The organism is Streptomyces zingiberis, assembly GCF_012034935.1.
Classification (GTDB): domain Bacteria; phylum Actinomycetota; class Actinomycetes; order Streptomycetales; family Streptomycetaceae; genus Streptomyces; species Streptomyces zingiberis.
The window spans coordinates 408,936-420,283 of the sequence record NZ_JAATEN010000003.1 but is presented as its reverse complement, the minus strand read 5'-3'; the positions used below and the strand labels follow the sequence as shown (position 1 = coordinate 420,283).

The following is an 11,348-nucleotide window of genomic DNA, read 5'->3' as shown; positions in this document are numbered from 1 at the left end:
ATTTCCGGGGACGGGTTCGCTTTCGGCGTCGTCAACCGTTGCCGCCGGCACACACCGCGAAGCGTCGGCACATGGGTCCGACGCGGTGGAGCATGCTCTTCGCTCGTCCACCGGGGGAGAGGGGGCAGCCCGAGCCCGCCCTGCGGTGCGTGCTCGGGCTGCGTCTGTCGCCGCGCTCGGCGGACGCCTGGCCTGCTGCCTGCCTGCCCCTACCGCGCCGGGGCCTCTGTCGTTTCGCGGCCCCTGAGGGCGCAGTCGCGCGGCGTAGAGCGCGCGAGGCGGGCCGTGCGGCGGCTGTCCGCAGCAGCGGTTCGGGCTGGGCCTCGCCGCCCCGGTATCCCCCGGGGCTCAGCCGCCGGCGAAGCGGCGCGGCCAGCGGGCGCGCGCCTGCTCCCGGGAACGGAGCAACGCCAGGGTGGGCATGCCCCGTTCGGCGCCCCGGTCGAGGAGATCGGGGAACTGGGGGATGGGGGCGACCCGGGCCACGTCGTCGAGGACGACGGCAAGTGGTGGGTCGAGCCGGCCGGCGGATGACCGTTCGGCCATGCGGCGGCCGAGCTCGACCACGTTTGCGGCAAGGGCGGTCAGGAACGGCATCGCACCCGGCTGGCTGCGAGGGTCCTCGATCGCCTCACCCACAAGGTAAAGCGTTCCCCCTTCGGCGACGAATGACTCCACCGCGAGCGAATCAGCCCGGGTCGGATTACACGCGTTACGGATGTGGACCGAGGAGAGGGCGGACAGCGCACGGGCCGTCAGCGCCAGCGCCAGGTCGCGCCGTTCGGGATAGGCGGTGAGCGTGGCCTCCAGCTCGCCGGCCGCGCCCGGTGCCGCGTGACGATGGGTCCGGAGGATGCGGACGGGCTCGTGCGCGGAGTGCCCCGAGGACCAGCGGTGGACCTGACGGACGGGCCGGTCGTCCACGGCCGCGGCGTGCAGCCAGCAGCGCAGCAGGGTCTCCGCCGCGTCGGCCACGGCGGAGTCCAGGGCGTTCTGGGGGCGTACGGGCGCCAGCAGGGCCGCCGCCCTGGCCGCCGCCGTCTCACGGGACGCGCAACCGCCCACCGGCGACCAGCGCAGACGGCCCGGGCCGTCGACGCGCTGCGCCGGGTCGTAGAGATGGACGGGGCCCAGCTTGGCGCGGGCGTCCCTGGTCTCGGCCCACAGCCCGGGATCGGAGGTGACGACCAGCGCAGGCCCCGGTGCCCCGGTGACGGCACGAACGGCCAGGCGGTGACGGCTCTCCGCCGAGTCGAGCCCGAGGAAGTGCGCCCCCTGGGTGACGGCGCAGGCGGCGGTGCTTCCGTCCCCAGGGGGCGGAAACGGGCCGGAGCGCCATGGCTCCTGGGGGGCGGGGAACGCGGTGGCCGGAACGCCGCCGTGCGGCTCGGACGGGGGCACCAGGCCTGGCCCGTATGGTCCGGTCGCGAGTCCGTGCCCGTGCTGCCCGTGCTGCCCGTGGGGTGGTGGTCCGCCATCCTGCGCCGGCATCCAGGCGTGTGCGTCGCCCGTTCCCGGGAGAGTCTCCCCGGAGCCGGAGCCGGAGCCGGAGCCGGAGCCGGAGCCGGAGCCGGAGCCGGAGCCCGGGCCGGTCGCCGGGCCCCAAGACCCGCCGGGGGAGGCCGCCCCTCCCCCCGCCTCCGCCCGCGCCGTGGCCGGGCCCGCGGGGCTTTCCGGGCCACCGGGGTACGGCGCGCCGGCCGGCCGGTTGAGCCCCGGGAAGGGACCGGAGGCCGGTCCCCCCGGAACGGACGCGTCCGGGTGCCCGGCGGGCCCCGCGGGCGGCACTGCCGCTGCCATCGGCCCCGCCGATCCCGCTGCCGTCGGTGCCGACGCTGACGGGGACGTCAACGGGGGAGCGGTGGGGACGGCGTCACCCTCGGCGCCGCCCCCGGAGTGCTCCGGTGGCCCGCCCCCGGGATGCCGCTCCCGGGGCGTGGTGGGCTGCTGCCGCTCGGCGGTGAACGCCCGCGCCGCGGCGTCGCCGGCCCGTTCCTTGCGGGTGTCCGCGGAACCGCCCCGGTGGTCGCTGCCGCCGGGGGCCCCAGGGGCCTGAGTGGCGCCCGTGGAGCCCTCGGACGGTGGCGCGGCAGGGCGGGAGCCCAGGCGGCGGGCGCGGCGCGTGGCGCGCCCGCGGGAGACGGTGCCGAGGACGAACACCACCAGCACCGTGAGCACCATCAGCTCGCCGATGAGAATGCCCCAGAAGAGTCCCGGCCCGGACAGCTGCCCCGCCGCCTCCGGCCAGGCGGCAGCCAGGTCCGCGGGGTCCCCCACCAGCCGCCGTGCCGCCAGGGGCGTCCGGGTGAAGCCCACGCCGGAGGGCCAGGAGCCGTGGGCCAGCAGGCCTGAGATCCGGGCGGCGGACCACACCAGCACGGTCAGCGTCACCAGGAAGCCGAGCAGGCCGACCAGCAGCCCGTCGGGGATGCCGCCTCCGCCGTTTCCCGCCCGTCTCCCGGCGCCGGGGTGCCCTTCCGTCATCGGCGTGCTCCTGGTCCGGTCAGGCGACGGTGGACCCGGGGTGGCCGACCACCCCGTCGGCGAGCTGCTGCTCCATGGCGAGCGCGGCCCGTTCCTCGGCCTCGGCCTCGGCGGCCAGCTCCAGGGCGAGGGCCTGCTCGCTCGGTGCGGAGGACTCGGTCATCGCGCGGTCCGTGTAGACCAGGGGACGTTCGGCCTCGGTGATCAGGTGTTTGACGACCTGCACATTGCCGTTGACGTCCCAGACGGCGATGCCGGGGGTGAGCGTGGGGATGATCTCGACGGCCCAGCGGGGCAGGCCGAGCACCCGGCCCGTAGCCCGCGCCTCGTCGGTCTTCTGGGCGTAGATGGTGCGGGTGGAGGCCATCTTCAAGATGGCCGCGGCCTCCCGGGCGGCGGCGCCGTCGACGACGTCGGAGAGGTGGTGGACGACGGCGACGAAGGACAGCCCGAGCCGGCGGCCGAACTTCAGCAGCCGCTGGAAGAGCTGCGCCACGAACGGGGAGTTGATGATGTGCCACGCCTCCTCCACCAGGAAGATGCGCTTGACCCGGTCGGGGCGGATCCAGGTGTGCTCCAGCCAGACACCGACGATGGCCATGAGGATCGGCATGGCGATGGAGTTGCGGTCGATGTGGGAGAGGTCGAAGACGATCAGCGGGGCGTCGAGGTCGATGCCGACGGTGGTCGGTCCGTCGAACATGCCGCGCAGGTCGCCGTCGACGAGCCGGTCGAGGACGAGGGCCACGTCCAGGCCCCAGGCGCGGACGTCCTCCAGCGCCACGTTCATGGCGTGCGCCGACTCCGGCTTGGGGTGGCGCAGTTGCTCGACGATGTCCATCAGGACGGGCTGGCGGCCGGTGATGGTGTCGCGCACGTAGCCGTGGGCGACCTTCAGCGCGAAGCCGGAGCGCTCGTCCAGGCCGTGCCCCAGCGCCACCTCGATGATGGTGCGGAGCAGGGCGAGCTGACCCGTGGAGGTGATGGACGGGTCGAGCGGGTTGAGGCGTATGCCGTCGTTGATGGCGGAGGTGGGGTCCAGCCGGATGGGCGTGATCCCGAGCTGCTCCGCGATGAGGTTCCACTCGCCGACGCCGTCCTCGCCCTGCGCGTCCAGGACGACGACCTGGCGGTCCCGGAAGCGGAGCTGACGCAGGACGTAGGTCTTCTCCAGGGCCGACTTGCCGTTGCCGGACTCGCCCAGGACCAGCCAGTGCGGGGCGGGCAGTTGCTGGCCGTAGAGCTGGAAGGGGTCGTAGATGTAGCCCTTGCCGGAGTACACCTCCCGGCCGATGATCACACCGGAGTCGCCCAGGCCGGGGGCCGCCGTCGGCAGATAGACGGCCTGGGCCTGGCCGGTGGAGGTGCGCACGGGCAGCCGGGTCGTCTCCACCTTCCCGAAGAGGAAGCTGGTGAACGCCTCGGTCGCGGAGGACAGCGGATCCATCGGGTGCCCCTAACGTCGGATGCCGGTCGCGAAGGGCAGGGTGTTGACGAAGGCCCGGTGGTGTTCCCGGTCGCACCACTCCAGCTTGAGGTAGGACTTGCCGGCGGAGGCGCGGATCGTGCGCTTGTCGCGGGCGAGCGCCTCGGGGGAGCGGGAGGAGACGGTGAGGTAACCGACCAGGTTGACGCCGGCGGCGCCGCTGGCCAGGTCCTCGCCGCGCTGGTCGAGCCGGCCGTGGGCGGCGATGTCCCGCGGGTCCACGGTGCGGTTCATCTTGGCGGCGCGGCTGGCGTCCGCCTCGTCGTTGGTCTTCTCCGTCAGCATCCGCTCGATCGCGACCTCGGTGGGCTCCAGGTCCATGCAGACCGCCACCGTGCGGATCACGTCGGGGGTGTGGACGAGCAGCGGCGCGAGGAAGTTGACGCCGACCGGGGTCATCGGCCACTCCTTCACCCAGGCCGTGGCGTGGCACCAGGGGGCCCGGGTCGCGGACTCGCGGGTCTTGGCCTGGAGGAAGGTGGGCTCGGTGGCGTCCAGCTCGGCCGGCCAGGCGTTCCGCCGCGTCATCGCCTGGATGTGGTCGATGGGGTGGTCCGGGTCGTACATGGAGTGCACGAGGGACGCGAGCCGGGCCTGGCCGAGCGGCTGCCGGACCCGGATGTCGGCCTCCGCGAGCCGGGCGCAGATGTCGGTGAGCTCCCGGGCCATGACGACGGCCAGCCCGGCGTCCCGGTCGAGGCGGCCGCGGCCCGCGGCGCGCGCGGCGCGGGCCATGGCGGTGGCCTCGGCGGCCAGCTCGCGGTTGTGGTGCATGCACGCCACCAGGTAGGCGCGGTGCTGTTCGGAGGAGGTGGACACCATCGACTGGAGCTGGTCGTAGGAGTCCTGCAACCACTCGGGGGAGCGGCGGTCACCCCGCCGCTCGACGTCCTTGGCGTGCGCGTCGGGGTCGGCGGGGAGGGTGCGGGCCAGCATCTGGATGCGGGTCACGAAGCCGTCGCCGTTGGCGACATGCTTGAGCAGGGTGCCGAAGCGGTCGACCAGCGCCTCCTGGTCCTCGCTGTCGCGCAGCCCGACGCCCGGTCCCTCGATCTCGATGGCCGCGGTGACCGTGCGCCGGTCGGCGTGGAGCAGCACGGCGATCTCGTCCGGGCCGAACGGGGCGGCGAGCCAGTTGATCCGGCCGACGCCGGGCGGCGGGCCGATCTCCACCTCCTGCCCGTCGATCCGGGTGCCGGCCTCCGCGGCGGAGGAGCGGTAGGTGGCGCCGCGCTTCACCTGCCGCTTGTAGGAGCGGCGGATCTCGAACCACTTGTAGAAGGTCCGCTGCCGGTAGGGCACGTAGACCGCGGCCAGCGCCAGCGCCGGGAACCCGGTGAGGAGGACGATCCGCAGCGACAGCACGGGGACCAGCAGGCCGCTCATCATGCCGAGGAACGCGCCCACGATGATCAGCGCGATCTCACCGGTCTCCCGGTTCTTGCCGATGATCGCGTTGGGCCGGGCCCGGCCGATCAGATACGTGCGCCGCGGCGCGATCGGATGGGACTGCGTCGTCACGCCCGCTCACCTCCTGGGGGATTGCTGGTGCCGCGGTCGCGCGTCCGGGGCGCGGACGCGGCCGGTGTGCCGGTGTTCCCGCCACCGCGGGAACTGTGGGCGGCCACGCCCCCGGCCACCGCGGAGGCGGGCCGGGGCTCGGGCCGGGACGGGGCGGCGGGCTCGCCGCCGCCACCGCGGGTGCTGTGGGTCTTGATGCCCTGTTTGACCAGGGCCGCGGGGGACGAGATCATCGCGGCGGCCTGCGAACCGTCGGTGGCCGCCTTGCGGTTGGTGCGGGCGGAGACGATGTCGTCACCGAAGCCCGGGACGAAGCGGTAGATCATGGCGCTGGCGAAGATCGCCAGCAGGATGATGGCCAGTCCGGACACCACCGCGGAGAAGGCGTTGGGGCCCTCGCCGGCGCTGAGGGCGCCCGCCAGCCCGAGCACGATGACGATGACGGGCTTCACCAGGATCACGGCGATCATGATGCCCGCCCAGCGGCGGACGTGGCCCCACATGTTCTTGTCGACCAGCCCGGCATAGACGACCACGCCGAGCAGGGCGCCCGCGTACAGCAGCGCCGCGCGGATGACGAGTTCGAGGTAGAGGATGCCCGCCGCGAGCACGGAGACCAGGCTGACGATGATCAGCATGATCGGGCCGCCGCCGATGTCCTCGCCCTTCTTCAGCGCCTCCGCGAAGGAGCCGAAGAACATGTCGGTGTCCTCGCTGGTGCCGGAGGCGATGACCTGGGTCAGGCCGTCCGTCGCGGACACCACCGTGTAGAGGATCAGCGGGGTGAAGGCGGAGGCCAGCACCGTCAGCCAGAGGAAGCCGACCGCCTCGGTGATCGCTTCCGTGAACGGCACCCCGCGGATCGCCCGCTTGGCGACGGCGAACAGCCACAGCAGCAGGGTGAGGAACGCGGAGACCGCGAAGACGACGGCGTACTGCTGGAGGAACTGCGGGTTGGTGAAGTCCACCTGGGTGGTCTTCTCGACCGCTTCGGAGAGCTTGTCGACGACGAAGGCGGCGGCCTCGGCGCACCCCTTCGCGAGGGAGGAGAGGGGGTCGAGGGGGTTGGCGATGTCGGCGGGGCTGTTCGAGCCGCCGCCTTCGCCCTCGCAGAAGTCACCGGCCCGGCCGGGAATCTCCGAACAGAGGTCGGGGTCGGGTTCGGGGTCGGCCGCGGCCCGTCCGGCCAGTACCAGCACGGCCGCCGGCGCGCCCACCAGCAAGGAGACGGCCCTGAGAGCCCGTCGTCGGCGTTCAGCGGGCATAGGTGAATCCTCCGTACCCCTCGACCGCCTCGGCGATCTCCTCGGCTCCCGACGCGGTGGCGTCGCTGCGCACCGGAGCCGGTCCGCTCTTCTGGGAGTGCGACGCGACCTTCCAGTCCCCACCGGACCACGTCAGCTTCAGGGTGATGGTGAACCAGCCGTCCGAGACGGGTCTGGTGGAGCCCTCTCCGGCGAGGCCGAAGAGGCTGCTGGCCCAGACCGCCACGGTGGCTTCCCGATCGCTGTAATCGGTGAGCTGGGTCCCGACCGGGACGGTGCGGCTGACGAAGGTCATGCCCCCGGGGGCGGAGCCGTCCGCCTCCAGGCCGACCTTCTCCAGGAAGCTCGCGGTGTAGGCACGGTTCATGTCCCGGACCATCTTGTCGCGCGCCGAGGGGGCGGCGATGGTCTCTATGACCGTCTGCCGGGTGTCCTCGCGGAACATCCCGTCGCCGCCGAGGGCGACCGCGTAGTTGGCAGCCGCCGACTCCGCCCCCTGTTCCGTGCGCGGGAAGCCCGTGGCGATGCCCGCCTCCGAGCCCGTGACCGGGCGCTCGCCGGTGGGTGCCGTCGGGCGCGCCGCCGGGCCGCCCTTGCCGCCGCCTCCCGAGCCGCCGTCCCCCTCGCCCCCGCCGCGGTTGGCGAAGGCGATGGCGGCGATCAGCAGCACGATCACACCGACGACGCCGATCAGCCCGCGCGACGGGCGGGCCGGGTGCCGTTGCCCGCCGTACCCGCCGCCGGGTTCGTCGGGCAGCCGGGTACGGGTCCGGTGGCCGCCGGGCCCATCGGAGGGGTAGTCGCCGTAACCGGCGTAGGAGCCGTAGTCGTCGCGGGGCCCGCCGTCACCCTGGCTCATCCGTGCCACGCCCTCTCGCCCCGCTCGGAGGGGGCCGGGAGTGGCAACACCGGAGCGGCCGCCCGGAACGGCCCTGCCGGCGCGGCCGGCAGCGCCCGCCGGACCGCCGCGGCCCGCCCGTCACGGCACGTGCCGGGGGCAAGGCGGGGACGGCGGTGGTGCGGTCCCGGTCCCGGCGGCTCGGCCCCGGGCGGGGTGTGGTGACTGGACATCAGAAGGACGCAACCTCTGCCGGTGGGCGCGGTGGACGGTGGGACGGTGCGGCCCGGCGGGCCGTTCCCCCGCCGGACGGGGGATCCGGGGGCCGGGGGACCGGGCCGGGGCACGGGCGCGGGGACGGGGGACGGCCGCCCGGTGCCGGACGGCCCTGCCGTGAACGGGTGCTAGACGGCCATGCCGTAGACGATGGTGAACAAGGTCCCGAGGGAGCCGATGATGAAGACGCCGGTGAGACCGGCGACGATCAGCCCCTTGCCCTGCTCCGCGCTGAAGGTGTCGCGCAGCGCCGTGGCCCCGATGCGCTGCTTGGCGGCGCCCCAGATGGCGATGCCGAGGCAGAGCAGGATCGCGATCGCCATCACGACTTCGATCATGACGCGGGCCTCGTTGCCCAAGGATCCGAACGGCCCCCAGTCGGGGGCGATGCCGCCGATGATCGTGGTGATGTCGCCCTCTTCGGCTGCCAGGAACATTGTGAAACTCACCGCCCCTAGTGGGTAGTTGTGTCCCCCTGCCGGACGGCAGGGCTCCCTCTATCTTCGCTGACGATTCCACCGGTGGTCGTCGCCTTGACGGCAAATCTTGGCGGATCCCGTGTGAATCTCCGGGTGCCCGGCAATCGGGCGGACGCCCGGTGCCGGTGTGGCCCCGAATCGTCACTCTGTGTATCACGTTAGGTGGTGGGCGGCAACGGTCCGTGGTGGGACCGATCGTTCCGGATCGCGCCCGGTCGCATCGTGTCGCAATCCGCCGTGCTCTGTCGGTCTGTGTCGGCCCGTGTCGGTCTCCGTCGGCTTCTGTCGTTCCCCGTGGCGCTCGGTCAGGTCCCTGCCGGTCCCTGCCGGTTTCTTCAGTCCCCGCCAGGTGTCCGTCAGCCGTCAACGGGCGCCGATCAGGCGGCGGTCGGCCACCCGTCAGCCACCTGTCAGCCACGTGCCGGCCGGCCGTCAGCCGCCGACTAGTCTACGAAGTGGTCGAACTCACCCGCCTTGACGCCTTTCACCCAGGCCTCCCACTTGGCCGGCGTGGTGCTCACGATCCTGTCGGGGTGGGTGTTCTGCCTGATGTGGACCATCCCCTCGGGCCCCACGGCCACCTCCAGGTACTCCCCGTGCGTGTCGTCCACGAAGCTCGGCCGCTGCCAGACGAGTTCCGGCATGATGCTCCCTTCCCGTCCATCTGACGTGCCGTCGGCCCGGATGGCCGGCCGCGCCTCCCGGCCGCCGGTCCCGGTGCCGGTCCCTCCGGAATGGGACCGCGCCGCCGGTTTCCCGGTCAAGGGGGAACCCCGTGATCTGCCCCCGTGCTCCTGGTCATGCGCCCTGGTGTTCGGGTATGACCCCCGGTGCGCCGTCGCGCACGGGACGGCGCACGGGTACCGTTCAGCGTCGAACATCCGCCGGTTCCACGGAGGTTGAACGGGACCGGGGCCGGGGGCAGGAATGGGAGGGGCGGTGGCATGCGGAAGGTCTGGCTGGGCGTCGGTGTCGGGTTCGGGCTGATCTCGTGCTTCCTCGCGCTGGTGGTGGTCGGTACCTACACGGCCGCCTCCCAGCTGCTCGGCGGTCCCAAGGCGGCGTTGCAGGAGGGGTCCGTCCCGCCGGCGTACCACGCCCTGGTGGCCGAGGCGGGCCAGACCTGCGAGGCGGTCAGCCCGGCGCTGCTGGCGGCGCAGCTGTACCAGGAGAGCGGCTGGAACCCCAAGGCCCAGAGCCCGGCGGCGGCCCAGGGCATCGCCCAGTTCATCCCGGGCACCTGGGCGGCGCACGGCAAGGACGCCAACCAGGACGGCAAGGCCGACGTCTGGGACCCCGAGGACGCCATCCCGTCCGCCGCCGCCTACGACTGTTCGCTGGCCGAGGCCGTCAAGGGCGTGCCGGGGGACCTCACGGAGAACATGCTCGCGGCCTACAACGCGGGCCCGTACGCGGTGATCAAGTACGGCGGCGTGCCGCCGTACGAGGAGACGCGCAACTACGTCAAGCGGATCACGACCCTCGCCAAGAGCTTCGAGGCCCCGGTGAGCACGGTGCCGGCCTCGCGGCAGGCCTCCGGCGCGATCTACTACGCCCAGGACAAGCTCGGCACCCCGTACCTCTGGGGCGGCAACGGCACGCCGGAGCACGGCGGGCGGTTCGACTGCTCCGGGCTGACCAAGGCGGCGTACGCGAGCGTCGGCATCGAGCTGCCGCGGGTGGCCAACGACCAGTACAACGCCGGCCCGCACCCCTCGCGGGACGAACTGCTCCCCGGCGACCTGGTCTTCTTCTCGGACGACCTGGCCAACTCGCGGGCCATCCGGCACGTGGGGATCTACGTGGGCGGCGGAAAAATGATCAACGCGCCCTATACCGGCGCGACCATCCGCTATGACTCGATCGACACCCCGGACTACTTCGGCGCCACCCGGGTGACCAGCGACGGGGCCGCGGCCCTGCCCTCGCGGGACACCGCGTAGCGCCGTACGGGGGGTGGCGCGCGCCGGAAGGCCGCGTCGCGGGCGGGCGCCGCGCGGATGGCGGCTGACGGCCCGTAGAGTGACGTGCGCGGCCGCCCTCCGGAACGTTCCGTACCGGGGCCGCGCCGCCGGGCGGCGGCGGGCCCCCGCGGCGGCGGATCACCCTTCGGTAACGGCCTGATGGCCGTTGGGTGGAGGGCGGAACACCCGGCAGGTCCCCTCCGTTCCCGGACCGGGACGTGCCGGAGACGACCCCTCTCACCAAGGGGTCCCGTACGGGGGCGCACACGGGGGCGGTGGATCGACGGACATGAGTGAGCGCTAGAGACAAGGGGCCGGGTCACATGGCTGGACTGGAGGCGGGGTCGCCGGTGGCGGAGACCACGGGGGACGCGGGCCCGGACGTGGAACTGCTCTACGACATCAACGGCCTGACCGCCGCCACGCCGCACTGGTTCGACCAGGCGATGGAGTGGTTCGGCGAGTACGGCACCGTCTTCGGTGTGCTGCTCCTCCTCCTGGGCTGCTGGTGGGTCGTCAGGAAGCGGCCGGACGCCCCGGCGGCGGTGGCCGGCCTGGTCTGGGCCCCGCTCGCGACGGGCCTGGCGCTGCTGGCCAACATCCCCATCCGCAACTTCGTCGAACGGCCGCGGCCCTTCCTCGACCACCAGGGGCTCGAGGTGCTGATCCAGGGGAAGACCGACTACTCCTTCGTCAGCGACCACTCGACGCTCGCCATGGCGCTGGCCGTCGGCATCTTCGTCGTCCACCGCAAGTTCGGGCTGGCGGCGATTGTGCTGGCCGTGGTGGCCGGCGTCAGCCGGATCTACATGGGCGTGCACTACCCCACCGACGTGATCGGCGGCTTCGCCCTCGGCACCGCCGTGACCCTGCTGCTCGCCCCGCTCGCGCTGGCCATGCTCACGCCGCTGATGCGCACCGTCGCCGGCTCCCGGGCCGGCTGGCTGGTCCAGGCGCGGGGGACGCGGCCGGAGGGCGGCGAGCCGGGGTCGCCGTCGGCGGAGGACCGCGAGCGCAACCTCGCGGCCTGAACCA

Annotated in this window: 9 protein-coding genes; 2 read left to right on the top strand and 7 right to left on the bottom strand. The window is 73.2% G+C overall.

Annotation, left to right across the window (positions count from 1 at the left end):
* Positions 1–348: 348 nt before the first annotated feature.
* The 7 genes from HCK00_RS27375 to HCK00_RS06005 form a co-directional block, all read right to left on the bottom strand.
* On the bottom strand, positions 349–2,484 hold the full coding sequence (locus tag HCK00_RS27375; RefSeq protein ID WP_240965274.1) for a hypothetical protein: 2,136 nt from the start codon (positions 2,482–2,484) through the stop codon (positions 349–351).
* Positions 2,485–2,503: 19 nt separating this feature from the next.
* Entirely contained in the window at positions 2,504–3,931 is a 1,428-nt protein-coding gene (locus HCK00_RS06030; protein WP_168100674.1) for an ATP-binding protein, read from the bottom strand.
* A 9-nt stretch (positions 3,932–3,940) separates the two neighbouring features.
* The gene (locus tag HCK00_RS06025) at positions 3,941–5,491 is read right to left on the bottom strand and encodes an SCO6880 family protein (protein ID WP_168100673.1); all 1,551 of its coding nucleotides are present in this window, start codon (positions 5,489–5,491) and stop codon (positions 3,941–3,943) included.
* Entirely contained in the window at positions 5,488–6,756 is a 1,269-nt protein-coding gene (locus tag HCK00_RS06020) for a hypothetical protein (RefSeq protein WP_168100672.1), read from the bottom strand. Before HCK00_RS06020 ends, HCK00_RS06025 begins: the two co-directional genes overlap by 4 nt.
* Positions 6,746–7,615: a DUF8175 domain-containg protein gene (locus HCK00_RS06015; protein WP_168100671.1), complete on the bottom strand. Its 870-nt coding sequence runs from the start codon at positions 7,613–7,615 to the stop codon at positions 6,746–6,748. Before HCK00_RS06015 ends, HCK00_RS06020 begins: the two co-directional genes overlap by 11 nt.
* A gap of 383 nt (positions 7,616–7,998) precedes the next feature.
* Positions 7,999–8,307 carry a DUF8827 family protein gene (locus tag HCK00_RS06010; protein ID WP_168100735.1) on the bottom strand — a complete coding sequence of 103 codons (309 nt, stop codon included), beginning with the start codon at positions 8,305–8,307 and terminating at the stop codon, positions 7,999–8,001.
* Between the two features lie 485 nt (positions 8,308–8,792).
* Entirely contained in the window at positions 8,793–8,993 is a 201-nt protein-coding gene (locus HCK00_RS06005; RefSeq protein ID WP_168100670.1) for a DUF397 domain-containing protein, read from the bottom strand.
* Positions 8,994–9,293: 300 nt separating this feature from the next.
* Here HCK00_RS06005 and HCK00_RS06000 point away from each other — a divergent pair, with 300 nt between their 5' ends.
* Positions 9,294–10,292, top strand: a complete 999-nt coding sequence (locus HCK00_RS06000; protein ID WP_168100669.1) for a C40 family peptidase — start codon at positions 9,294–9,296, stop codon at positions 10,290–10,292.
* A 344-nt stretch (positions 10,293–10,636) separates the two neighbouring features.
* Entirely contained in the window at positions 10,637–11,344 is a 708-nt protein-coding gene (locus HCK00_RS05995; RefSeq protein WP_168100668.1) for a phosphatase PAP2 family protein, read from the top strand.
* Positions 11,345–11,348: the final 4 nt, after the last annotated feature.